General features: G+C 69.8%; 20 protein-coding genes. All 20 read right to left on the bottom strand.

Going from position 1 to position 23,507, the window contains the following annotated elements; genetic code table 11:
• Positions 1-19: 19 nt before the first annotated feature.
• The 20 genes from rpoB to rplK all read right to left on the bottom strand — a co-directional run bounded on the left by rpoB (position 20) and on the right by rplK (position 23,503).
• The gene (gene rpoB, locus ABTW95_RS11400; RefSeq protein ID WP_396454318.1) at positions 20-3,496 is read right to left on the bottom strand and encodes a DNA-directed RNA polymerase subunit beta; all 3,477 of its coding nucleotides are present in this window, start codon (positions 3,494-3,496) and stop codon (positions 20-22) included.
• Between the two features lie 399 nt (positions 3,497-3,895).
• Positions 3,896-4,984, bottom strand: coding sequence for an Rv1363c family protein (locus ABTW95_RS11395; protein WP_500226232.1), 1,089 nt, complete (start codon positions 4,982-4,984; stop codon positions 3,896-3,898).
• A 2-nt stretch (positions 4,985-4,986) separates the two neighbouring features.
• Positions 4,987-5,475, bottom strand: a complete 489-nt coding sequence (locus ABTW95_RS11390; RefSeq protein WP_396448402.1) for an Rv1363c family protein — start codon at positions 5,473-5,475, stop codon at positions 4,987-4,989.
• Between the two features lie 10 nt (positions 5,476-5,485).
• Positions 5,486-6,940 carry an MCE family protein gene (locus ABTW95_RS11385; protein ID WP_396448401.1) on the bottom strand — a complete coding sequence of 485 codons (1,455 nt, stop codon included), beginning with the start codon at positions 6,938-6,940 and terminating at the stop codon, positions 5,486-5,488.
• Positions 6,937-8,238 carry an MCE family protein gene (locus ABTW95_RS11380; protein WP_500226220.1) on the bottom strand — a complete coding sequence of 434 codons (1,302 nt, stop codon included), beginning with the start codon at positions 8,236-8,238 and terminating at the stop codon, positions 6,937-6,939. Before ABTW95_RS11380 ends, ABTW95_RS11385 begins: the two co-directional genes overlap by 4 nt.
• Positions 8,235-9,521, bottom strand: a complete 1,287-nt coding sequence (locus ABTW95_RS11375) for an MCE family protein (RefSeq protein WP_396454320.1) — start codon at positions 9,519-9,521, stop codon at positions 8,235-8,237. Before ABTW95_RS11375 ends, ABTW95_RS11380 begins: the two co-directional genes overlap by 4 nt.
• Before the next feature lie 14 nt (positions 9,522-9,535).
• A complete protein-coding gene (locus tag ABTW95_RS11370; protein WP_500226219.1) occupies positions 9,536-10,597 on the bottom strand; it encodes an MCE family protein in 1,062 nt (353 codons plus the stop codon).
• Positions 10,598-11,629 (bottom strand): MCE family protein, encoded by a 1,032-nt coding sequence (locus ABTW95_RS11365; RefSeq protein ID WP_396454322.1) that lies wholly within the window; start codon positions 11,627-11,629, stop codon positions 10,598-10,600.
• Positions 11,626-12,933, bottom strand: a complete 1,308-nt coding sequence (locus ABTW95_RS11360; RefSeq protein ID WP_396448394.1) for an MCE family protein — start codon at positions 12,931-12,933, stop codon at positions 11,626-11,628. The genes ABTW95_RS11365 and ABTW95_RS11360 overlap by 4 nt, the downstream gene beginning before the upstream one ends.
• Positions 12,934-12,994: 61 nt before the next feature.
• The gene (locus ABTW95_RS11355) at positions 12,995-13,843 is read right to left on the bottom strand and encodes an MlaE family ABC transporter permease (RefSeq protein WP_396448393.1); all 849 of its coding nucleotides are present in this window, start codon (positions 13,841-13,843) and stop codon (positions 12,995-12,997) included.
• On the bottom strand, positions 13,843-14,700 hold the full coding sequence (locus tag ABTW95_RS11350; protein WP_396448392.1) for an MlaE family ABC transporter permease: 858 nt from the start codon (positions 14,698-14,700) through the stop codon (positions 13,843-13,845). The genes ABTW95_RS11355 and ABTW95_RS11350 overlap by 1 nt, the downstream gene beginning before the upstream one ends.
• A complete protein-coding gene (locus ABTW95_RS11345) occupies positions 14,700-15,812 on the bottom strand; it encodes an ABC transporter ATP-binding protein (protein WP_396448391.1) in 1,113 nt (370 codons plus the stop codon). Before ABTW95_RS11345 ends, ABTW95_RS11350 begins: the two co-directional genes overlap by 1 nt.
• A 533-nt stretch (positions 15,813-16,345) precedes the next feature.
• Positions 16,346-16,738: a 50S ribosomal protein L7/L12 gene (gene rplL / locus ABTW95_RS11340; RefSeq protein WP_396448390.1), complete on the bottom strand. Its 393-nt coding sequence runs from the start codon at positions 16,736-16,738 to the stop codon at positions 16,346-16,348.
• 55 nt (positions 16,739-16,793) lie between these two features.
• A complete protein-coding gene (gene rplJ, locus ABTW95_RS11335) occupies positions 16,794-17,345 on the bottom strand; it encodes a 50S ribosomal protein L10 (RefSeq protein WP_396448389.1) in 552 nt (183 codons plus the stop codon).
• Positions 17,346-17,673: 328 nt separating this feature from the next.
• Positions 17,674-18,552, bottom strand: coding sequence for an SCO4651 family lipoprotein (locus tag ABTW95_RS11330; RefSeq protein WP_500226218.1), 879 nt, complete (start codon positions 18,550-18,552; stop codon positions 17,674-17,676).
• 124 nt (positions 18,553-18,676) lie between these two features.
• On the bottom strand, positions 18,677-19,531 hold the full coding sequence (locus ABTW95_RS11325) for an SCO4651 family lipoprotein (protein ID WP_500226217.1): 855 nt from the start codon (positions 19,529-19,531) through the stop codon (positions 18,677-18,679).
• Between the two features lie 153 nt (positions 19,532-19,684).
• On the bottom strand, positions 19,685-20,554 hold the full coding sequence (locus ABTW95_RS11320) for a hypothetical protein (RefSeq protein ID WP_500226216.1): 870 nt from the start codon (positions 20,552-20,554) through the stop codon (positions 19,685-19,687).
• A 99-nt stretch (positions 20,555-20,653) separates the two neighbouring features.
• Positions 20,654-22,159: a class I adenylate-forming enzyme family protein gene (locus tag ABTW95_RS11315; protein ID WP_396454325.1), complete on the bottom strand. Its 1,506-nt coding sequence runs from the start codon at positions 22,157-22,159 to the stop codon at positions 20,654-20,656.
• A gap of 140 nt (positions 22,160-22,299) precedes the next feature.
• Positions 22,300-23,016, bottom strand: coding sequence for a 50S ribosomal protein L1 (gene rplA / locus ABTW95_RS11310; RefSeq protein WP_396448384.1), 717 nt, complete (start codon positions 23,014-23,016; stop codon positions 22,300-22,302).
• A 58-nt stretch (positions 23,017-23,074) separates the two neighbouring features.
• Entirely contained in the window at positions 23,075-23,503 is a 429-nt protein-coding gene (gene rplK / locus ABTW95_RS11305) for a 50S ribosomal protein L11 (protein ID WP_396448383.1), read from the bottom strand.
• Positions 23,504-23,507 lie beyond the last annotated feature (4 nt).

Here is a 23,507-nt window from a genome sequence, read left to right as displayed (position 1 = left end):
CTGTTTTCCCCTTGAGTTCTCAGACCTCGTCGACGCTCATCGCGCCCTCGTTCGGACGGCGGGAGAGGTCGATGCCGAGCTCCTCCGCGGCGCGGAAGACGTCCTCGTCGGTGTCGCGCATCTCGATGGACATGCCGTCGCTGGAGAGCACCTCGACGTTGAGGCACAGCGACTGCATCTCCTTGATGAGCACCTTGAAGGACTCGGGAATGCCGGGCTCGGGGATGTTCTCGCCCTTGACGATCGCCTCGTACACCTTCACGCGGCCGAGGACGTCGTCGGACTTGATGGTCAGCAGCTCCTGGAGCGCGTAGGCGGCGCCGTACGCCTCCAGCGCCCAGACCTCCATCTCACCGAAGCGCTGGCCGCCGAACTGGGCCTTACCGCCGAGCGGCTGCTGGGTGATCATGGAGTACGGGCCGGTCGAGCGCGCGTGGATCTTGTCGTCGACCAGGTGGAGCAGCTTGAGGATGTAGATGTAGCCGACCGAGATCGGGTCCTTGTAGGGCTCGCCGGTGCGGCCGTCGAACAGCCGCGCCTTCCCGCCGGGACCGACCAGGCGCTGGCCGTCGCGGTTCGGCAGGGTGCTCTCGATCAGGCCGGTGACGTCGCTCTCCTGGGCGCCGTCGAAGACCGGCGTCGCGGTCTTCGTCCAGGGCTCGGCCTGGTCGGCGCCGATGGCCTTCAGGGCGCGCTTCCACTCGGCGTCGTCGCCCTCGACCTTCCAGCCGCGGGACGCGACCCAGCCGAGGTGGGTCTCCAGGACCTGGCCCACGTTCATGCGCCCGGGGACGCCCAGCGGGTTCAGGACGATGTCGACCGGGGTGCCGTCCTCCAGGAACGGCATGTCCTCGACCGGGAGCACCTTGGAGATGACGCCCTTGTTGCCGTGCCGGCCGGCCAGCTTGTCACCGTCGGTGATCTTGCGCTTCTGCGCGACGTACACCCGGACCAGCTCGTTCACGCCGGGCGGGAGCTCGTCGCCGTCGTCGCGGGAGAACACCCGGACGCCGATGACCTTGCCCTGCTCGCCGTGCGGCACCTTCAGCGAGGTGTCGCGGACCTCGCGCGCCTTCTCGCCGAAGATCGCGCGGAGCAGCCGCTCCTCGGGGGTGAGCTCGGTCTCGCCCTTCGGGGTGACCTTGCCGACCAGGATGTCGCCGGGGACGACATCGGCGCCGATGCGGATGATGCCGCGTTCGTCGAGGTCGGCGAGGACCTCCTCGGAGACGTTCGGGATGTCCCGGGTGATCTCCTCGGGGCCGAGCTTGGTGTCGCGGGCGTCGACCTCGTGCTCCTCGATGTGGATCGAGGACAGGACGTCGTCCTGCACGAGGCGCTGGCTGAGGATGATGGCGTCCTCGTAGTTGTGGCCCTCCCACGGCATGAACGCCACGAGGAGGTTCTTGCCGAGCGCCATCTCGCCGTTGTCGGTGCACGGCCCGTCGGCGATGACCTGGCCGACCTCGACCCGCTGCCCCTCGTCGACGATGGGCTTCTGGTTGAAGCAGGTGCCCTGGTTGGACCGCTTGAACTTGGCGACCCGGTACGTCGTCCGGGTGCCGTCGTCGTTCATGACGGTCACGTAGTCGGCGGAGACCTCCTCGATCACGCCGGCCTTCTCGGCGGTGATCACGTCGCCGGCGTCGACCGCGGCGCGGTACTCCATGCCGGTGCCGACCAGCGGCGCCTCGCTGCGCAGCAGCGGGACGGACTGGCGCTGCATGTTGGAGCCCATGAGCGCGCGGTTGGCGTCGTCGTGCTCCAGGAACGGGATCATCGCGGTGGCGACCGAGGTCATCTGCCGCGCCGAGACGTCCATGTACTGGACCTCGCGGGCGGGGACCAGCTCGACCTCGCCGCCCTTGCGGCGGACCAGGATGCGGTCGTCGACGAAGGTGCCGTCGTCGTTCAGCAGGGAGTTGGCCTGCGCGATGACGTAGCGGTCCTCCTCGTCGGCGGTGAGGTAGTCGATCTGGTCGGTGACCACGCCGTCGACGACCTTGCGGTACGGCGTCTCGACGAACCCGAACGGGTTGACCCGGCCGAACGCGGCGAGCGAGCCGATGAGGCCGATGTTCGGGCCTTCCGGCGTCTCGATCGGGCACATGCGGCCGTAGTGGGACGGGTGGACGTCGCGGACCTCCATGCCCGCCCGCTCGCGCGACAGGCCACCGGGACCCAGCGCGTTCAGGCGGCGCTTGTGCGTCAGCCCGGCCAGCGGGTTGGTCTGGTCCATGAACTGGGAGAGCTGGCTGGTGCCGAAGAACTCCTTGATGGAGGCGACGACCGGCCGGATGTTGATCAGGGTCTGCGGCGTGATCGCCTCGACGTCCTGGGTGGTCATCCGCTCGCGGACGACGCGCTCCATCCGGGCCAGGCCGAGCCGGACCTGGTTCTGGATCAGCTCGCCGACCGTGCGCAGCCGCCGGTTGCCGAAGTGGTCGATGTCGTCGACCTCGATCGGCACGGGGACGGCCCCGAGGGTGGCCTCCTCCTCGCCGGCGTGCAGCCGGACGAGGTACTCGACCGTGGCGACGATGTCCTCTTCGGTCAGGGTGCCCTGGCGCATGTCCAGGTCGAGGCCGAGCTTCTTGTTGATCTTGTAGCGGCCGACCTTGGCGACGTCGTACCGCTTCGGGTTGAAGTACAGGTTCTCCAGCAGCGTCTGCGCGGACTCGCGCGTCGGCGGCTCGCCGGGACGCAGCTTGCGGTAGATGTCGAGCAGGGCGTCGTCCTGGCCGGAGGTGTGGTCCTTCTCCAGGGTGACGTTGATCGACTCGTAGGAGCCGAAGCGCTCGCGGATGCGCGCCTCGTCCCAGCCGAGCGCCTTGAGCAGCACGGTGACGGGCTGCTTGCGCTTGCGGTCGATGCGCACGCCGACGTTGTCGCGCTTGTCGATCTCGAACTCGAGCCAGGCGCCGCGGCTCGGGATGACCCGGCAGCCGTAGATGTCCTTGTCGGACGCCTTGTCGAGGGCGCGGTCGAAGTAGACGCCGGGCGAGCGGGTCAGCTGGGAGACGACGACGCGCTCGGTGCCGTTGATGATGAAGGTGCCCTTCGGGGTCATGAGCGGGAAGTCGCCCATGAAGACCGTCTGGCTCTTGATCTCACCGGTGGTGTTGTTGATGAACTCCGCCGTGACGAACAGCGGGGCGGAGTAGGTCATGTCCTTGTCCTTGCACTCCTCGACGGAGTACTTGGGCGGCTCGAACCGGTGGTCGCGGAACGACAGGGACATGGTTCCGGAGAAGTCCTCGATCGGACTGATCTCTTCGAAGATCTCCTCCAGCCCCGACTGGGTCGGGACGCTCTTACTTCCGGCCTTCTGGGCCGCCTCGACCCGGGCCTTCCACCTCTCGTTGCCCAGCAGCCAGTCAACGGAGTTGGTCTGCAGTGCAAGGAGGTCCGGGACTTCGAGCGGCTCCTTGATGCGCGCGAAGGAGACGCGGTGCGGACCGGTTGCGGTATTCGAGGCGTTGCGCGAGGCTGCCAAGAGTGGTCCTTCCGAGGGCTCGCGGCGTAACTGACGACACGCACGCCAGACGATCCACGTCCGAGACCTGCTCTTTCGGGGTCTACGAAGGACCCCCGCAGGGGTGCACTCACACGTGGATAGTCAGAGGGCAGCGCAAAGGGGCAGTGTAGCCGACTGGTACACCGCTTGCAACTCTAGCGCCGCAGTATGCATCACGTTGCCATGGAGCATCGCCCCTCAGCGCCTCTCAGTCAAGAGCGGACTTGGACTTTTCAGGCCCTGACCTGCAGTGAGGAACGTAACAGTTTAGGCCCCGAGCAGGGTGCGTCGGACACGCGAGCCTGCGGAAACGACAGGACCCCGCGGCCTCGGGGCGAGGTCGCGGGGTCCGCCGGACGGTTCCGTGGACGGGCCGCCCTAGGAGATGACGGTGAGTTCGGAGGCCAGCCACTTGCCGTCCTTCTTCACCATCGTCATCTTGATGCGGAGCGGCTCGGGCAGGCGCTGCTGCTTGTCGTTCTTGGTGACGGACGACCGGTTGGCGTAGATCAGCGTGACGACCTTGTCGGGGGTCGCGCTGACGACGCCGACCTTCATCACCGTCGTGTTGGAGACGGCCTGCTGCTGGACGGCGACGGTCCTGAGCTCCTGGGCGAGCTTCTCGTAGTCGCTGTGCAGCTTGCCCGTCGTGGTGGCGGACGCGGCCTTCAGGTCGGCGTCGAGCGTCTGGTAGTCGTACGACGAGAGCTTCTGGGCGGCGCGGGACGACGCCATCGCCGCCTCCTTGCTCGCCTGCTCGGTCGCCTTCTGCTCGCGCACCTTGAGGTAGAGGGCGGTGGTGCCGGCGCCGAGCGCGATCGTCAGGACGGCCAGGACGGCGATCACCGTCGAGATGCCGAGGCGGCGGGCACTCCGCGGCTCGCCGTCGTCCTCGTCCTCGGCCTCGTCCTCAGCGTCCTCGGCGTCCGCCTTGGGCGTCTTCGTGAGCTTGAGGCGCTTCGCCTTCGCCGGCTTCCGGTCCCCGTCTTCGTCGTCCTCGCCGTCGGCCTCGTCGCCGGCCTTCACGGCCTCGCCGGCCTCGGCGGCCCCGTCTTCTTCCTCGTCCTCGGCCTCGCCGGTTTCGGCGTCGCTCTCAACGCCGGTTTCGAGGGTCTCGACGCCGGTTCCGGCGGCCTCTGCGGCCTCGGCGGGCGTTGAGGCGTCGTCGGACGGCCCTGAACCGTCCTCTGCGGCGTCTTCGGGGGTGGGGTCGGCTTTGGAGGCCTTCTTCGGCTTGCGGGGCTTCTCCGCGGATTTGGCGGGCTCTTCCGCCTCCTCGGCGTCCTCCGCCTCGGCCGCGGCGGCCTCCTCGGCGGCGATCTGGGCCAGGCGGGCGGCCTCGCGGGCCTTCCTGGCGGCCTCCTCAGCCAGCTCGGCGGCCCTCGCCGCCTCCTCGGCCCTGGCCTTCTTGTCCTTCTTGCCCTTCGCGTCCTTGTCGGGGGCGGAGCGCTTGCCCCGGCCGAGCATCGTCACGGGACAACCTCCAGTCCGGACACGAGCCAGCGGTCGTCGACCCGCGTGAGGTCCATCTGGTAGCGGTAGCCCTGCGGCGTACCGTTCTTCACCTTGTCGTTGGTGACGGTCCCGTTGAGGGAGACCATCACCTCGGCGGAGTCGCCGTCCATGGAGACCAGCGCGGCGTCGACGTCACTGACCGTCGACTTGGCCTTCGCCTTGGTCACCTGCTGCATGAAGGCGTTCGACTGGCTCGCCAGCTTGTTCTTCAGGTCTCCGGTGGTGCCGGCCACGATGCGGTCCAGGTCGCGCTGCGCGGTCGCGGCGTCGAGCGACATCAGGTTGACGCCCATCTGCCGCGCCGACTGGATCGCCTTCGCCCGCTGGTCGGCCTCGTCCTTGTTGCGGAGGGAGACGACGCCGAGCCAGCCCGACGCGATGGCCAGGCCGACCACGATGACGCTGAGCGTGATGGCGGTGACCAGGGGCAGCCGGCGCCTCATCGGGTCCGCCTCACTGGCTCAACGGTCCGAGCAGGAGCCACTTCCACGAGGATTCCTCTCCCAACTGACGGGTTCCGGCGCTGCGCGGCATGACGTATCGCTTGCCGTCCGGCCCGTAGACCGCACCGGTCGTTGGATCGTATCCAGCGAACTCCACTGAATCGGACGGATAGGAAAGGATCAGCCGGCCGTCGTCGATCTGGCCGGTCGGGGCCGCCGCGGCGGCCTTCGTCCCCGCGTCGCTCTTGCCCGCGGCCTGCGACTTCCCGCCGCCGGTCGCGGTCGCGCCGCCGTCCGGGAAGCCGGCGCCCGCGGTGGCGCCCGCCGGGACCTGCGGGTACGGCAGGATCTCGTCCTTGGGGAAGTTGCGCCAGCCGCGGACGGCGGTGGGCGCGTTGTGCGGCGCCTTGCAGCCGACGTCCAGGCGCGGCTTCTTCGGGGACGTGTCCTGCGGCCAGCGGTGCTTGACCTTCTCGTAGCCCTTGGTGCACGGCGGCGGCGAGTCGATGTTCAGGTCGAGGCCGAGGTGCTGGGTTCCGTCGCCGGGCGTGACGGTGAACGCGCCGGCGACCGTCACCGGGTACAGGATGAACAGCGAGCGGAGGCCCGCCTGGCGGGACGTGATGACCTGCCCCGTCGTGGTGAGGTTCGCGAGCAGGACGGGCAGCGTCGGCGCGAGCTGCTTGATGGCCCGGTGCGTCTGGTCCACCGCGCCGGGCACGCCGTCGATGGTCCGGCGGAGGGCCGGGTCGTCGTTGCGCAGGGACGCGGTGAGCTCGTTCAGGTTGCGGGCGAAGCCCCGGATGTTGGCGGCCTGCCCGCGCTGGGTGTCCAGGACGGTGACGCTGTTGTCCAGGAGCTGCTTGGTGTCGGGGTACGCCTGGTCGGCCGTCTTCAGCAGCCGGTCCGTGTCGTCCAGGATCGACTGGAGGTCCTCGGCGGAGCCGGAGAACGCCTTGTCCAGCTCGTCCACGATGGTGCCGAGGTCCTTGGTGTTGACCGACCCGACGAGCGCGTCGACGTTGCGCAGCAGCTCGGCCGTGGAGACCGGCAGCGTGGTGCGCTCCTTCGGGATCGTGTAGGGCTTGCCCTCGTCGAGGTAGGGGCCGCTCTTCTTGGTGGGCTCCAGGTCGATGTACTGCTCGCCGACCGCGGACCGGTTCGCGACGACGGCCTTGGTGCCGTCGCGGGGGATCCGCTCGCCGCGGTCGAGGATCAGCTTGACGCGGATGCCCTCCTTGGTCAGCTCGATCGGCCCGACCCGCCCGACCGGGACGCCCCGGTAGGTGACCTCGGCGTTGGTGAACACGCCGCCGGAGTCGGTCAGGTCGACGTAGGCGACGTACTCCTTGCCGAGCAGGTCGCGGCCCAGCCCGATGTAGTTCACCGAGACGATCGCCACGCCGACGACCGTGATGACGGCGAACGCGATCAGCTGGACGATGACGCCGCGCTTGAGGATCACGAGAGGCCCCCCGTCATCAGGGCCCGCAGGCCGCCGTCATCGGAGCCGAGCGCCCCGGTCCGCTGCGGCGCCGGCGTGCCGGACGTCTTCTTCGTTGTCGGCGTCGTCTTCGGAGCCGGCGTCGACTGGCCGGGCAGCCCGGGGACGCCCCCGGGCGACTGCGGGAGGACGCCGAGCGGGGAGTCGGGCAGCGTGACGTTCGGGACCTGCAGCATGTTGCGCATCTGCCGGCCGCTGCCGAGCATCCCCTCCAGGTCGGTGCCGCCGAGCAGGTTCCGTGCGATGGACTCGAAGTCCAGGTCGACGGTCAGCCGGACGTTGCCGTAGTCGCCCGCGATGACGTTCTCGAACGTCGCGGGGAACGGGAAGGTGATCAGGCTCTCCAGCGACCGCGGCAGGTCGTTGCCGGCCTTGTTGAGGTTCTGCAGGATCTTGTCGATGTCCCGCAGGTTGGCCAGCAGGTCGGCCTTCGACCGGTCGATCACGTTGGTGGTGGTGCGGCTGAGCTTGTTCAGCGCGACCAGCATCTTGGTGAGGTCGGCGCGGTTGCGGTTGAGGACGTCGATCGCGGGGCCCGTCTCGTCGATGGTGTCCTGGATCGTCTTGCGCTCGTCGGCGAGCTTTCCGGTCAGCCGGTCGATGCTGTCCAGCGCGCGGGTGATCGCGGCGCGGTTGCGGTCCAGCGTGCCGGCGAAGGTGTCGACCCGCTCCAGCACCGACCGGATCGTGCTCGTCCGGCCGTTCATCGCGGCCTGCAGCTCGTGGCTGATCGTGGAGACCTGCTCCAGCCCGCCGCCGTTCAGCAGCAGCGACATCGCCGACAGCACCTCTTCGATCTCGGTGCCGCGGGAGGTGCGGTTCAGCGGGATCAGGTCGCCGGTGCCGAGCCTGCCGTTCGGCGCCTCGTACCTCGGCGGCTCGATCTGCACGAACTTCTCGCCGAGGAGGCTCGTCTGGCCGACCGTCGCGATCGCGTTGTCGGGGAGGTTCACGTCCCCGCGCATCTTCACGGTGACGAGGGCGTGCCAGCCGGGCTGGCCGGGGACGCCGCCGGCGAGCTCGATGTCCTCGACCTTGCCCACCGACACGTCGTTGACCTTGACCGCGGACTGCGGGACGAGGTCCAGCACGTTCGCGAACTCGATCTTGACGGTGATGGGGTGCGAGCCGAGGTCGGGGCCGCCGGGCAGCGGCAGCGACGACACGCCGTTGAACGAGCAGCCCGACAGGGCCGTCGCCGCGGCGATCACGGCGGCGCCCAGCAGGCGGGCGCGGCGCTTCGGCCGTGTCCTGCTCATCGGCCACCTCCCGGCAGCAGCGCGCTGAGGTCGCCGGGCCTGCTGCCGGTCCCGGCCGTCGCGGTCTTCTTGGTCGTGCTCGTCTTCGCGGTCTTGCCCGGCTTGCCGGGCCCGGCGCCCGGTCCGTAGGCGTCCGGCGGGATCGGCACCGGGTCGTAGTGCGTGGTCAGCGCCGTGATCCACGACAGGTCGAGGCTGAAGCCGGTCAGCGCCTTGCCGATGCCGTTGTACGGCTTGACGAAGTCGAGGCATTCCTTGGCGGGCGTGCCGACCGAGTACGCCAGCGAGCAGATCCAGTCGGCCAGGTCGTGGAACTGGCGGAAGTTGTCGCGGGTGTGGATCGTGCCGCTGATCGGGTCGTAGGCGCGGGCCAGGTTGTTGACCGCCAGCGGGCCGGCGGTGAGGATCTCGGCGAGCGCGTCCTTCTCCTTGACCAGCACGCCGGTGATCTGCGCGAGCTGCCGGACGTTCGCGGCGAGCTCGGTGCGGTTGTCCTTGACGAACCGCTGCACGTTCCGCAGCGTCGGGGCGAGGGTGTTGAGGGCCGCGCTCAGCTCCTCCTTCTCCCCCGCGAGCTGCGCCGACACCCCGTTGAGGTGCCCGGTGAACGACTTGATCTGCTGGTCGTTCGCCTTCATCGCGTCGGTGATGATCCGCAGGTTCTTGATCGTCTCGGCGACGTCGCCGCGGTCGGTGCTCAGCGTGCTGAGCGCCTTGGACGCGTCCGCGATCGTCTGCCGGATGTCGTCGCCCTGCCCCTCCAGGTTCGCGGCGCCGACCTGCAGCAGCCGCGACAGCGACCCCTGCTGGCCGTCCGCGCCGGGCGCGTTCGCGCCCTGCGGGCCGAGGGCCTTGGTGAGGTCGTTGAGGCTGCCGCCGACCTCGTCCACCTCGACCGGGACGGCGGTGCGGCTCGTGGTGAGCGTCGCGCCGTCGGCGAGGACGGCGCCGCCCTTGTAGACCGGCGTCAGCTGGATGTAGCGGTCGGCGACGAGCGTCTGGTTGATGATGACGGCCTGCGCGTCGGCGGGCACCTTGTACTTGGCGTCGTACTTCAGCTCGACCTTGACCGAGTCGCCGGCCGGCTCGACGCTGGTGACCTCCCCGACCGGGATGCCGAGGATGCGGACGTCCGCGCCCTTGTACAGGCCGACGGTCTTGGTGAAGTACGCCGTCAGGTGGCGCTGCTTCGGCTCCTGGAGGATCAGCAGGAGCGCGGCCACCAGCACGGCGACGGCGAGGATCGCGCCGCCGATGCGGAGGACGGTTGCTGAGTTGCGCACTGTGACCTGCCTGCTCACGGGAGGAACGGCAACGGGTTGTCGCTCTTGTTGCCGGTCTGCGTCTGGTTGCCGTTCTGGCCGCCCTGCTTCTTCGTCGCGGTCCCGCCGGGGGCGTCCTGGATCGAGGCGGGGATCGGCAGCAGGTTCTGGATCCACGAGTCGAACCAGCGCCCGGTGCCGGTGACGTCCGAGAACTGCCGCGCGAACGGCGCGAACAGCTGCAGGATCCGGTCCAGGTTGTTCTGGTTCTTCAGCAGGATCCGGTTGACCTTCGCCAGGTTGTCCAGCATCGGCCGCAGCTGCTTCTCGTTCTCCTTGATCAGCGCGTTCACCTGCTGCGACAGGGTCACGGTGTTGATCAGCAGCTGGTGGATGACGGCGCGGCGCGCCTGCACCGCCTGCAGCACCTTGTCGCCGTCCTGGACGAGCTTCGCGAAGTCCTGGTTGCGGTCGGCGAGCAGCTGCGAGACGTCCTTGGCCTTGCCGGCCAGCTCGTGCAGCTCGTCGTCACGCGACGCGATCGTGTCGGACAGCCGGCGCAGCCCCTGCAGCGACGCCCGCACCTCCTCCGGCGAGTTCTTGAACGTCTCCGACAGCACGTCGAACGACTTCGCGACCTGCTGGACGTCGATCGCGCCGACCCGCTGGCTCAGCTCGCTGATCGCCGGGACGACCTCGAACGGGGTGTGCGTCCGCTCGATCGGGATGTTGCGGCCGAGCCGGCCCTTCCCGCGCGGGGTGAGCTCCAGGTAGTGCGCGCCGAGCAGCGTCTTGATCTTGATGCCGGCCTCGGTGCGGTCGCCCAGCCGGACGCCGTCGTCGACCCGGAAGGTGACCTTGACGTGGTCGCCGTCCAGCTCCAGGCCGGTGACCTTGCCGACCTTGACGCCCGCGATGCGGACCTCCTCGTCGGCCTTCAGCCCGGCCGCCTCCTTGAACGCGGCGGTGTGGGTCCTGCCGCCGGAGATGAACGGGATGTTCTCCAGGTTCATCGCCAGGACCACCAGGACGGCGATGATCGCGAACGCGGAGAGCCCGATGGGGACCGGGTTGCGTTCCCGGAACGGGATCCTCATCTACTTGCACCTCGCGTTCTCGTTCACGATCGCCGGGGTCTGGTAGACCGGTCCGCCCGGCAGCCGCACCCGCGCGTCGAGGCCGCAGATGTACATGTTGAACCAGGAGCCGTAGGAGGAGATGTTCACCAGCCCCTCCAGCCGCTTCGGCGACCGCTTCAGCCCCTTGTCGATCACGGCGCCGTTGGCGTCGAACGTCCCGGCGAGCTTGCGCAGCCCCGCGATGTCGTCCCTGATGCCGGGCCGCGCGTCGGAGAGCAGGTCCTGCGTCGTGCCGGTCAGTTCGTTGATCGCGGCGACCGAGTCGAAGATCGCCTTGCGGTCGCCGGAGACGCCGCTGATGAAGGCGCGCAGGTCCCGCACCAGCTGGTCGACCTGCTGGTGCCGCTCGTCGATGGTGCCGAGCACGGTGTTCAGGTTGTCGATCACCTGGCCGATGACGCGGTCCCGGTCGGCGAGCGTGTTGGTCAGCGACGCGACGTGCGCGAGCAGGCTGTTGATCGTCCCGCCCTCGCCCTGCAGCACCTGGATGATCTGCATGGCCAGCGTGTTGACGTCCTTCGGCTCCAGCGCGCGGAACAGCGGCCGGAAGCCGTTGAACAGCGTCGTCAGGTCCAGCGCCGGCTTGGTCTGCGAGACCGGGATCGTCCCGCCGGGCTTCAGGTAGTCGTTGGCCTGCCCTGCGCCGTCGGTCAGCGCGAGGTACCGCTGCCCCATCAGGTTCCGGTAGCGGATCTGCGCCTGCGTCGACGCCGGCAGCCCCGCCTTGAACGGGCCGTCCTTCTCGACGCTGAACGTCACCTCGGCCTTGTCGCCCTTGTAGAGCTTGATGTCCTCGATCTGGCCGATGCGGACGCCGGCGACGCGGACGTCGTCGTTGTCCAGCAGCCCGGTCACGTCCGTGAAGATCGCCTTGTACTCGCGGGTCTCCCGGAACCGGACGTTGGCGATCGTCATCGCGAGGATGCCGGTGGCCACCGTGGTGACGACCACGAAGATGCCCAGCTTGATCGCCGCACTCGTCGTCCTCACTTGATCGTCACCACCGATCCGTCCTGCAGCAGCGGCCCGAACATCAGCGCCGACACGTCGGAGAGGTCATCGGCGTTGGTCCGGGTCAGCGGCCCGAGCACGCTCTTGATCTGCTGCTCGGGGGTCAGCGACCCGGTGTCGACGAACACGTTCGACAGCGCCCGGCCGCGGCTGCCGCCGTTGCCGTTGGGGTCGTCGGGGTTCTTCCACCAGAGGTCGTCCTGCGTGCCGTCGAGCGCCAGGTAGTCGGGGGACGGCACCTTCGGGTTCGGCAGGCCGTAGCAGCGCGGGTTGCGGTGGTCCTTGGCCTCCGGCAGGTCCAGCGGGTACTTGAAGCCCGGCCGCGGCTTGACGATCTCGACCGTCAGGTTGAAGGTCTTGGAGCCGCCGCCGCCGGCCACCCGCTCGGCCTCCGGCTTCAGCTTCATCAGCCCGGCGAACACGCACGGGAGGGACGGCGAGTACCGCGCCACCAGGCTCGCGACGTCCCGGTTCGCGATGTTCACGCCGATGATCTTCGGCCCGTTGTGCCGCATGAACACGTCGCCGTCCTGCGCCAGCGCGGTCGTCGCGGGGATCAGCTGCTCGATCGTGCCGCGCTTGTCGGTGATCGTGCGGCTGGTCACGTTGAGGTTGCGGAGCGTCTGCAGCAGGTCGGGCGCGGCCGCGGCGTAGATGTCGGACACGTCGGCCAGGCCGTGCAGGTCGTGCACCAGCGTGCCGAGCTGCGGGTTGATCTTGCGCAGCAGGTCGTCCGCCTGCTCCAGGTTCCGGCCGATCTGGTCGCCGCGGCCCTGCAGCGCGGTGGCGAGGGCGTTCAGCGTCGCGTTCAGCTCGGCGGGCTTGACCGCCTGCAGCAGCGGCAGCAGGTCGTTCAGCACCTTGTCGATCTCGACCGCGGCCTGCGAGCGGTCCTGCTGGATGACCTGGCCCTCGCGCAGCCCGAGCGGGGCCGGCTGGGCGGGGATCTGCAGGTCCACGTACTTCTCGCCGAACAGCGTCTTCGGCAGCAGCCGCGCCTGCACGTTCCGGGGGATCAGCTTCGCCTTGCCCGGGTCGAGCGCGAGGTGCAGCGTCGCCCCGTCGGAGGTGGCGTCGGCGCCGCGCACCTCGCCGACGATCAGCCCGCGGACCTTCACGTCCGAGTGCGGCAGCAGCTGCAGCCCGGCCCGCTCGGTCTTCACCGTCACCTCGGTCACGGGCTTGAACGCCTTGTTGTACAGCGCCACGGTCAGCGCGAGCAGCAGGACGATCACCAGGACCATCCCGATGCCGAGCAGCCGGTAACGAACGCGCTCGCTCATCGGCGCACCCCCTGTGCCGGGACGGCCCCGGGCGCCCCCCGGTTCGCTGCGCTCACGGCCGTCACCCCGCGATCCGCACGGTCGTCGTGGTGCCCCAGATGGCCATGCCGAGCAGCAGGTCCGCCACGTTGATCACGACGATGCTGGTGCGCACCGCGCGCCCCACCGCGACGCCGACGCCCGCCGGGCCGCCGCTCGCGTGGTAGCCGTAGTAGCAGTGGATCAGCATCACCAGCACCGCGAAGATGATCACTTTGCCGAAGGACCACAAGATGTCGATCGGCGGTAGGAACAAATGGAAATAGTGGTCGTAGGTGCCGGTCGACTGGCCGTAGAACATCGTCACGATCACCCGCGTCGCGCCGTAGGAGGCGAGCAGGCCGACGATGTACAGCGGGATGACCGCGATCAGGCCCGCCAGCATCCGGGTCGTGACGAGGAACGGCATCGACGGGACGGCCATGACCTCCAGCGCGTCGATCTCGTCGGAGATCCGCATCGCGCCGAGCTGCGCGGTGAAGCCGCAGCCGACCGTCGCCGACAGCGCCAGCGCCGACACCAGCGGCGCGATCTCGCGCGTGTTGAAGTAGGACGCGACGAACCCGGTGAACGCGGCGGTGCCGATCTGGTTCAGCGACTCGTAGCCCTGCAGGCCGACCTGGCTGCCGGTGAAGAACGTCATGAAGCCGACGATCACCACCGAGCCGCCGATCACCGCGAGGCCGCCGGTGCCGAGGCTCACCTCGGCCAGCAGCCGCAGCACCTCGGTGCGGTACCGGTGCAGCACCCGGAACACCCACGCGAACGCGCGGGCGTAGAACGACATCTGGTGGCCGAAGTCGTCCAGGCGCTCCAGCGGGGCGCTCACCGCGCGGGAGACCGCTTTGCCCGTCTTGCCGGGGGTAGCCATCACATCCCCTTCGAAGGGACGAACTGGAAGTACAGCGTGGAGATCAAGAAGTTCTCCAGGAACAGCAGCATGAAGGTGATGACGACGGTCTGGTTGACCGCGTCGCCGACGCCCTTCGGCCCGCCCTTGGCGTTCAGCCCCTTGTACGCGGCGACGAGGCCGGCGGTGATGCCGAACACGAACGCCTTGAACTCGGCCTGCAGCAGGTCGGGCAGCTGCGCGATCGCGTTGAACGACGCCAGGTACGCGCCGGGCGTGCCGCCCTGCAGCATGACGTTGAAGAAGTAGCCGCCCATGAGGCCGACCACCGACACCAGGCCGTTGAGGAACAGCGCGACGAACGCGCAGGCGAACATCCGCGGGACCACCAGGCGGTGCAGGGGGTTGATGCCCAGCACCTCCATCGCGTCGATCTCCTCGCGGATCTTCCGGGAGCCGATGTCGGCGCACATCGCCGACCCGGCGGCGCCGGCGACCAGCAGCGAGGTGACCAGCGGGCTGGCCTCCCGGACGATCGCGACGACCGCGGTCGCGCCGGTGAAGGACTGCGCGCCGAGCTGCCGGATCAGCCCGCCGACCTGCAGCGACAGCACGCCGCCGAACGGGATGGCGACCAGCATGGTGGGGACGACGGTGACGCTGACGATGAACCAGGCCTGCTGGACGAACTCGCGCCACTGGAACGGCCACTGGAACGTCGCGCGGGCGGTGTCGAGGCACAGGGCGAAGAACCGTCCGGGCTCCTTGACGAGCACGTTCGCCGCGCCGTCCCCGACCTTGCGGAACGTCGCCGCCGAGCCGCCGCCCTTCCCCTCTCGCCGGCCCGCGCCGATGCCGGATTCCTGAGGAGTGGACATCAGTACTTCGCACCGCCCGCGTGCCGGCCGGGCGGCGGGTTGCCGGGGAACTGGCCGCCGGAGCCGCCGGGGGGCGGGCCGGGCGGCGGTCCGCCGGGGCCGCCCTGCGGGGGAGCGCCGACCGGCGTCATGGACGCCACGTACCGCGGCCACTCCTCCACCCAGTTGCGGCCGAGGTCGTCGATGAACGAGCCGGGCGGCGGGGTGACGCCGTGCGCGGCGCACCACGCGCCGGGCGCGTGCATGCCGGCCCGGATCATCCCGTTGCTCGGCATCTGCTGCGGCGGGATCGGCGGCAGCTTGCCGGCGTCCAGGCCCATCTTCGCCTCGGCCTCCAGCTCGGAGGCGTCCTTCTCCTCCGACATGCCGATCGGGCCGACCTTGCTGGCGTTGAGGAACTGCCGGACGACCGGCTCCTCGCTGGACAGCAGCATCTCCCGGGGCCCGAACATGGCGAGGTTGCGCTGGTACAGCAGGCCGATGTTGTCCGGGACGGTCCGCGCCGTGTTGATGTCGTGGGTGACGATGAGGAACGTCGCGCCGATCTGCGCGTTCAGGTCGATGAACACCTGGTTGAGGAACGCGGTGCGGACCGGGTCGAGGCCGGAGTCCGGCTCGTCCACCAGGAGGATCTCGGGGTCCAGCACGAGCGCGCGGGCGAGGCCGGCGCGCTTCTTCATACCGCCGGAGATCTCACCGGGGAGCTTGTGCTCGGCGCCGAGGAGACCGACCATCTCCATCTTCTCGAGCACGATGCGCTTGATCTCGGACTCGGACTTCTTGGTGTGCTCGCGCAGCGGGAAGGCGATGTTGTCGAACAGGTTCATCGAGCCGAAGAGCGCGCCGTCCTGGAACAGGACGCCGAACAGCTTGCGGGTCTCGTAGAGCTGCGACTCGGGGAGGTAGGGGAGGTCCCTGTCGCCGATCCAGATGTGCCCCCGGTCGGGCTTGAGCAGCCCGACGAGCGACTTCAGGAAGACCGACTTGCCGGTACCGGACGGGCCCAGAAGAACGGAGATCTCACCTGCGGGAATGGTCAGCGACACGTCCTGCCAGATCACCTGGCGGCCGAAGGACTTCGTCAGGCCCTCGACTCTGATCTCGACGCCCACTCGTCACCTTTCGTCCAGGCCGGGGGAATCCCGAACCAATGAGCGAGTAGCACTCAGGCTCTTGCTGTCGTCACACGGCGTGTCCGCCGTGTTGCTACCGTCCGGTAGCCGCGCCGGGTTTCACTACCGTAGCGGCCCGCCGTCCAAATGGAAGGGGTTCCGATCCAGATCAGCGGCTAAATGCGACGTCGTAAGACAATCGTTACTTACGACACCTATGAGACTAGTGGTCCAAGAACCAGCGCCTCAAGACCGGGTCCGGCCGCCGTCCGGCGGGCCGGGCGGCGGGGACGGGAGCCGCCCAGTGTGACCACAGCGTCAGAACGGGACGGTACGCCGCCCGCCGATGACCACACAACCCGCCGCGGCACACGCTTTTCCGCGGACCTTTATCACTCCCGCACAGGAAACCGGCCGCCGGCTGAGCGGGCTTGAGCACTCCGGCGCGGACGCGAAGGAGGCGGCCACCCCCGAAGGGATGACCGCCTCCTTGGAGAGCGGTGGAGCCGCGGGCTCCGGAGCTCTGGAGCGTCCTACTTGACGGTGACCGAGGCGCCGGCCTTCTCCAGGGCCTCCTTGGCCTTGTCGGCGGTCTCCTTGTTGACCTTCTCCAGCAGCGGCTTCGGCGCGCTGTCGACCAGGTCCTTGGCCTCCTTGAGGCCGAGGCTCGTCAGCGCGCGGACCTCCTTGATGACCTGGATCTTCTTGTCGCCGGCACCCTCGAGGATGACGTCGAACTCGTCCTGCGCGGCGGCCTCCTCGCCGCCGCCGGCCGCGGGGGCGCCCGGCGCGGCGGCCACGGCCGCGACGGGCGCGGCGGCCTTGACGTCGAAGACCTCTTCGAACTGCTTCACGAACTCGGAGAGCTCGAGAAGGGTCATCTCCTTGAAAGCGTCGAGCAGCTCGTCGGTGCTGAGCTTCGCCATGATGTTTCCTCCGCTATGGCTTGAAATCTCGGGTGTACGGGAACCGCGGGTGTGCCTACTCGGCGGCGGGCGCGTCGGCGGCCTCGCCGCCGGACTCGCGCTTGGCGCGCAGCGCCTCGGCGAGCTGGGCCGCCTGCGTCGGCAGGGCGTTGAACAGCGCGGCGGCGTTCGCCATCGAGCCCTTCATCGCACCGGCCAGCTTGGCGAGCAGGACCTCGCGCGACTCGAGGTCCGCCAGCTTGGTGATCTCGGCGGCGTCCATCGCCTGACCGTCGATGAATCCGCCCTTGATCACCAGCATCGGGTTCGCCTTGGCGAAGTCGCGCAGGCCCTTGGCGGCCTCGACCACGTCGCCGCGCACGAACGCGATGGCCGACGGGCCTACGAGCAGGTCACGGAACCGCTCGTCGACGCCGGCCTCGTTCGCGGCGCGCTTGGTCAGCGTGTTCTTCACCACGCGGAACCGCGCGTTCTCGCCGAGGTTGTCGCGCAGCTCCTTGACCTGCGCGACGCTGAGCCCGCGGTACTCGGTCAGCACGGCGCCGCTGGAGCTCTCGAACTCGTTCTTGAGCTCGGCGATCGCCGCGTCCTTGTGGGGCTTGGCCATAGCCCTCCTTCCGATTACCTGGGTGGTCCGATCCGCGCCCGTCCGCGCGATGCGGGAGAGGGGCGCCGATCCACCAAAAAACGCCCCGGCGCAGGCGCACGGGGCGTCCAGGCACGGCACGGAGGCCATGCGGAAGCTCTCGTCTCGCCTACGCAGGCCGCCCGAACGGAGTCGGGTCCTTCGGTCGCCTCGCAGAGGCGACGACCGGCGGTCTTCGGCATCGAACAGAGTACGTGCTCGCGATCGCACTTACCAAATCGGCGGAACGGCGGAGGGGCCGCGCACCTCGCGGGTGCGCGGCCCCTCCATCGTCCGGCCGGTGCCCGGGTCAGGTGCGCGGCACCCCGGAGCCGAGCCCGCTCATCAGCTCGCCGAAGTCGGCGACCTGGCTCGCCGGCGGGGCCACGATCTGCACCGGCTTGCCGAAGTCGCGGTACTTCGTCGTCACGGTCAGGTCGCCCTCGGCGCCCTGGGGGGTGTTCATCGTCATCTTGCGGGGCAGCTGCTGCCCGTCCACCCAGAGGTCGAAGTGCATGTTGTCCAAGCCCATCTGGCCGAGCGTCTTGCGGTACGCCTCCTGCTGCTTCGGAGGCAGCTTGGCGATCGCGTCCTCCATCCGGTAGGTGCCGGTGTAGTGCGTCGTCTTGACGCCGTCGATCGTCTCCTCGCCGACCTCGCGCGCGTCCTTGGACGCGGTCAGCATCTTGGTGTTCTGCACCGGGTCCATCTGGCGGGACTGCTGCAGCATCTCGTCGATGTTCATGCCGGACTTCCGGCTGAGCTCGTCCAGCGAGATCTTGATCCAGGGCTTGCGCGACCCGCCGCCCGGCAGCTGCGACAGCACCGGCATCTTCATGTACATGTTGCCGCCCACCAGGCGCTGCTCCATGGCGCCCACCGACTTGCCCCCGATGGTCATGTCGGTGAAGTTCATGCTGTAGGCGACGTCGGGCTTCGTCCGGTACTGCATGGTGCCGTTCATCGTCATGTCGCCGCCGGCCGCGCCGGAGGTCCGCATCGCCAGATCGGCCTTGAACGAGTCGATCTGGCCGGTCTTCTCCGCGGCCTTGCCGAGCACCTGCGCGGCCGTCATCTTGATGTTCTTGCCGGCCTCGTCCACCTTCTTGCCGGCGTCTCCGAGGCAGCCGGTCAGGGACAGGGCGAGGCCGGTGGCCAGCGCCGTACCGGCGGCGAAACGGCGGATCATCGTGGGGGTTCTCCTTCTTGCGTCTGGTCGCCCGGGCGCGCGGGCCGGACACGCACGGGCCGGACGACCGATCAGACGCGGCGCCGCCCCACTCGGTTCCACCGCTCCGGCCGGCGCGCCGCGCTCAGCCGCCGCCGAGGAGCGCGCCGAGGGTCAACTGGCCCACCTGGTCGGACGGCGGCGGGTTCACGGTGAACGACTCGCCGTAGTGGCTGTAGAGCACGGTCACCGAGCCGCTCTCGCCCTGCGTCCCGTTCGTCTTCGAGACGATCTTGCGGGGCAGGTTGTCGCCGTCCGCCCACAGGTCGAAGTTGATCTTGGCGTTGCCGCGGTCCTTCGGCAGCCACTTGCTCACCTTGGCGCGCGCCTCGGGGTCGAGGCGGTTCAGCGCGTCCTGCACGGTGACCGTGCCGGTGTAGTGGACCGTCTGCACGCCGTCGACCTTCTCGGCGCCGACCCGGCGGGCGTCCTTGGAGCCGGTGAACATCTTCGTCTGCTCGGCCGGGTCCACCTTCTGCACCTGGCCGACCAGGCCCTGGACGTCGAACCCGGTGCGCTGCGCGACCCGGTTCACGTCGATCCGCACCCACGGCTTGCCGTTGCTGACGAACTGGGCGAGCTGCGGGACCTTCGCGTAGAGGACGTTGTCGGTGAAGACGGCCTGGCCCTTGGCGCCCGGCACGCTCTGCCCGTTCCGGCTGAACTCGTCCAGCTTCGCGCTGAACTTCAGCGACGGGCGCAGCTGGAACTGGCCGTCGGCGTGGATCTTGCCGGCGCCGTCCCCGCCGGTGCCCGCGACGGTGAGGTCGGCCTTGAACGTGTCGGCCTTCTCCGCCTTCTGGGACGTCTTGGCCAGCGCCTGCGCGGCGCTGAGCTTCATGTTCTCCGTGTTCGCCGACCCGTCCCCGTTGCATCCGGACAGGACGAGCGCGGCACCCACGGCGGTGCCGCCGGCCGCCACCACGAGTCGTCGGTTCATGAGGGTTGAGCCTCCCTTGTCGCCCTTCTGGTGTTCCCAGTGTTCCGGGGCGCCAACATCAGGGGCATCCCCCGGTGGTACGAATGGGCGCCCGGCCGGTACGACCATCGGCGTAGCCCGCGCACTGCCGGACGGCGGCGCGCGGGGGCCGGCTCAGCGGTAGGAGGCGAAGGTCATCGAGCCGTCGAACACGGCGCCGGGGGCCTGCGCGTTCAGCTGGATCGAGGTGGGGCGGGCCTTGCTGTCGGCCCACAGGTCGAGCCCGCAGCCGGTGGAGTCGGGGATCCAGGTGCGGAAGCGGGTCGCCGCGTCCTGCGGGAGCAGCGCGTAGACGCTGCCCATCAGCGCCTGCGCCGAGAAGTGGGTCTTGCCGGACGCGTCCGGCTCGCTCGCGGTCATCCCGGGCAGCGTCCCGATCATGAACGTGAACTGCCGGGGGTCGGAGTCGTTCTGCAGCTTGCCCAGCTGGGCCGCGGTGAGCGTGGACTGCGTCCACTTCTCCCCGTCGAAGCCCTTCAGGGTGGTGCCGCTGACGATCACCTTCTGGGTGACCTTGCTCTCCTCGCCGTTCTGCACCGTCGTCGTGACGCCGGTGGCGCTCATCGCGAACTTCGGCCACAGGGTGAACGAGGCCGTCTCCACGGCGTGCTGGTAGTCGCCGTTCGCCCCGATCGTGACCTTCATGTCCGTCTTGCGGGTGAAGGAGTGCAGGCTTGGGCCGGGCTGGGGCGGTGCGGTGGGCAGGCCGTGCGCGCCGCCGGTGCCGGCGCCCGGTGCGCCGGGTCCGGGAGTGGCGCCCGCGGGGCCGCCCGGCGCGGCGGGCGCGCCCGGCGTGACGGTGCCGGCCGTCGAGCCGTTCGGGTTGGCCCCGTCCTGCTGGGCCATGGCGGCGGCCGGGGGCATGTCCCCCGCGTCCTTGGCGGAGTCACCGCCGACCTTGACGACCATCAGGATCGCCGTGGGCACGACGGCCACCGCCGCCACGGCGGAGATGGCGATGGCCCGGTCGGTACGACGCTTCACGAGGACAATTCAACACCAAGTTCCCCGCAGGTAACAAAGCAACCAGGGAACGGATTGTCCAGATCCGGACTGCGATGTTTGTATCCGCCGCGTTCCGTGCTAGCCCGGTCGCCCGGCACGCAGGCGGGCGCGGAGGGCGGACTTCTGGATCTTGCCAGTGCCGGTGCGCGGCAGCGCGTCGGCGTACTCGATGCGGCGGGGCGTCTTGAAGCCGGCGAGGCGGGCGCGGCACGCGGCGATCAGGTCCCGCTCGGCCGGGCGGGCGCCGTCGGGGACGACCACGGCGCAGACCGTCTGGCCCCAGCGCGGGTCGGGCAGGCCGACGACGGCGACCTCGGCGACGCCGGGGACCGTGCGCAGGACGTCCTCCACCTCGCGCGAGGAGACGTTCTCGCCGCCGGTGATGATCACGTCCTTGAGGCGGTCGACCAGGTAGAGATAGCCGTCCTCGTCGACGCGGCCGGCGTCGCCGGTGCGGAACCAGCCGCCGGCGAACGCGCCGGCCGTCGCGGCCGGATCGTCCCAGTAGCCGGTCGTGACCTGCGGGCCGCGGACGCCGACCTCGCCCAGCGCGCCGGGCGGGAGGAGCGCCCCCTCCTCGTCCAGGATCGCGATCTCGACGCCTCCGGCGGGGCGTCCCGCCGAAGCCGCCAGCCCGGGCCGCGTCGTGAGGGCGGCGCGGTGGTCGTCCGGGGAGAGGAAGGTCGCGTTGCCGGACAGCTCTGTCATGCCGAAGCCCTGGTTGAAGTCGCAGCCGAGCGTCTCGGCGGCGCGGCGCAGCAGCGGGACCGGCATCGGGGCCGAGCCGTAGTAGACCACGCGGAGGGTGCCGCGCAGGACGTCCAGCTCCGCCGGGTCAAGCGCGAGGAGGTCCTCCAGCATCGTCGGCGCCAGCGACAGGCCCGTCACCCCGTGCCTGCGCGCCGCCGCGACCAGGGCGGACGGGGTGAACCTGCGCAGCACGACGGCGTGGCGGCGGAACAGGTGGTGCAGCATGACCTGGTAGCCCGCCACATGGCAGAGCGGGAACGGCGTGCAGAACACGTCGGTCGCCCGCACCGGGCGGCCGTGCGCGGAGGCGTCGAGGCCCGCGAGCAGGTTCCCGTGCGTGAGCCGCACCCCCTTGGGGCGGCCCGTCGTGCCGCTGGTGAACAGCAGCCATGCGACGTCGGACGGGTCCGACTCCGACTCCGGCGCCGGGCCGTCCCAGGGCAGGTCGGTGATGCCGGTCAGGGACGGGCGGTCCGGCGGCAGGCCGCCCTCGGCGGCGAGGCGGGCGAGGAGGTCCGGCTCTCCGAGGACGAGCTCGGCGCCGCTGCGGGCGATCTGGTCCGCCCATTCCCGGGGATGCAGCCGCTGGTTGAGCGGCACCAGGATCCGGCCGCCGCGCGGAACCCCGTAGTAGGCGGCCACGTACTCCGGGCGGTTGTGCGCCAGCAGCGCGACCCGCGCGCCGCGCGGGCAGCGCGCCGAGAGGAAGGCGCTCAGCGCGTCCGCCCTGCCGCGCAGTTCCCCGAACGTCCACGTCGTGCCGTCCACCGACAGGGCCGGGGCGCCGGGCGCGTCCGCCGCCGCGGCGTCGAGCACGTCATGAAGCCGTCGCATCGCCCTCCTCGCCACGCGGGCGAATGTACCGCCGGCCCGGCGGGCCGGGGCCGCCGGTACCGCCGGGTGGGACGGAGCGGCCGGGCGGGAAGGCGGAAGGGCGCCCCCGCCGCCGCGGGGACGCCCTTCCGGTGAGGCGATCAGGCGGTTTCGAGCTCCGCCGTCAGGTTGCGGACCGCGTTCGGGTCCACCGGGATGCTCGGGCCCATCGAGGTCGTCAGGGACGCCTTCTTCACGTACCGGCCCTTCGCGGCGGACGGCTTGAGCCGCTGGATCTCGTCGATCGCCGCCGCGTAGTTCTCCACCAGCTGGCGCTCGTCGAAGGACGCCTTGCCGATGATGAAGTGCAGGTTCGCGTGCCGGTCGACGCGGAACTCGATCTTGCCGCCCTTGATGTCGGTCACGGCCTTGGCCACGTCCATGGTGACCGTGCCGGTCTTCGGGTTCGGCATCAGGCCGCGCGGGCCGAGGATCCGGCCGAGCCGCCCGACCTTGCCCATCTGGTCCGGCGTGGCGACGACCGCGTCGAAGTCCAGGAAGCCGCCCTGGATCCGCTCGATCAGGTCGTCCGAGCCGACCAGGTCGGCGCCCGCGGCCTCCGCCTCCTGCGCCTTGGCGCCGACGGCGAAGACCAGCACGCGGGCGGTCTTGCCGGTGCCGTGCGGCAGGTTGACGGTGCCGCGCACCATCTGGTCGGCCTTGCGCGGGTCGACGCCGAGCCGCAGCGCGACCTCGACGGTCGCGTCGAACTTGGTGACCGCGGTCTCCTTGGCGAGCTTCACGGCCTCGGCCGGGCTGTACAGCCGATCGCGGTCGATCTTCTCCGCCGCGGCGCGGTAGCCCTTGCTGCGCTTCATGTGCGTTCCTCCAGGAACTCGTGGTGCGGGCCAGCGCCGGCCCTCCCACAGGTGGGTGCTACTTGACGTCGATGCCCATCGAACGCGCGGTGCCGGCGACGATCTTCTCGGCGGCGTCCAGGTCCTTGGCGTTCAGGTCGGGCATCTTGGTCGTGGCGATCTCGCGGATCTGGTCGCGGGTCACCGAGCCGACCTTGTTCTTGTGCGGCTCGCCGCTGCCCTTCTCCACGCCCGCGGCCTTCAGGATCAGCTGCGCGGCCGGCGGGGTCTTCGTGATGAAGCTGAACGACCGGTCCTCGTAGATGGTGATCTCTACGGGGATGACGTTGCCGCGCTGGGACTCCGTGGCAGCGTTGTACTGCTTGCAGAAGTCCATGATGTTGACGCCGTGCGGGCCGAGCGCCGTACCGACGGGCGGCGCAGGCGTCGCCTGCCCGGCCTGCAGCTGGACCTTCACCAAGGCCGCGATCTTCTTCTTGGGAGGCATGCCT

This window comes from Spirillospora sp. NPDC127506 (assembly GCF_040302145.1).
Taxonomy (GTDB): Bacteria; Actinomycetota; Actinomycetes; order Streptosporangiales; family Streptosporangiaceae; genus Spirillospora.
Note: the sequence above shows the minus strand (reverse complement) of the source record. Positions and strands in the feature narration are given on the sequence as shown.

Excerpts from the sequence above, each read along its gene's own strand:
- ABTW95_RS11395 (WP_500226232.1), bottom strand. The coding sequence starts at position 4,984 with ATGCTCGGCCGGGGCAAGCGCTCCGCCCCCGACAAGGACGCGAAGGGC.
- ABTW95_RS11390 (WP_396448402.1), bottom strand. The coding sequence starts at position 5,475 with ATGAGGCGCCGGCTGCCCCTGGTCACCGCCATCACGCTCAGCGTCATC.
- ABTW95_RS11380 (WP_500226220.1), bottom strand. The coding sequence starts at position 8,238 with ATGAGCAGGACACGGCCGAAGCGCCGCGCCCGCCTGCTGGGCGCCGCC.
- ABTW95_RS11370 (WP_500226219.1), bottom strand. The coding sequence starts at position 10,597 with ATGAGGATCCCGTTCCGGGAACGCAACCCGGTCCCCATCGGGCTCTCC.
- ABTW95_RS11360 (WP_396448394.1), bottom strand. The coding sequence starts at position 12,933 with ATGAGCGAGCGCGTTCGTTACCGGCTGCTCGGCATCGGGATGGTCCTG.
- ABTW95_RS11355 (WP_396448393.1), bottom strand. The coding sequence starts at position 13,843 with ATGGCTACCCCCGGCAAGACGGGCAAAGCGGTCTCCCGCGCGGTGAGC.
- ABTW95_RS11350 (WP_396448392.1), bottom strand. The coding sequence starts at position 14,700 with ATGTCCACTCCTCAGGAATCCGGCATCGGCGCGGGCCGGCGAGAGGGG.
- rplL (WP_396448390.1), bottom strand. The coding sequence starts at position 16,738 with ATGGCGAAGCTCAGCACCGACGAGCTGCTCGACGCTTTCAAGGAGATG.
- rplJ (WP_396448389.1), bottom strand. The coding sequence starts at position 17,345 with ATGGCCAAGCCCCACAAGGACGCGGCGATCGCCGAGCTCAAGAACGAG.
- ABTW95_RS11330 (WP_500226218.1), bottom strand. The coding sequence starts at position 18,552 with ATGATCCGCCGTTTCGCCGCCGGTACGGCGCTGGCCACCGGCCTCGCC.
- ABTW95_RS11325 (WP_500226217.1), bottom strand. The coding sequence starts at position 19,531 with ATGAACCGACGACTCGTGGTGGCGGCCGGCGGCACCGCCGTGGGTGCC.
- ABTW95_RS11315 (WP_396454325.1), bottom strand. The coding sequence starts at position 22,159 with ATGCGACGGCTTCATGACGTGCTCGACGCCGCGGCGGCGGACGCGCCC.
- rplA (WP_396448384.1), bottom strand. The coding sequence starts at position 23,016 with ATGAAGCGCAGCAAGGGCTACCGCGCCGCGGCGGAGAAGATCGACCGC.
- rplK (WP_396448383.1), bottom strand. The coding sequence starts at position 23,503 with ATGCCTCCCAAGAAGAAGATCGCGGCCTTGGTGAAGGTCCAGCTGCAG.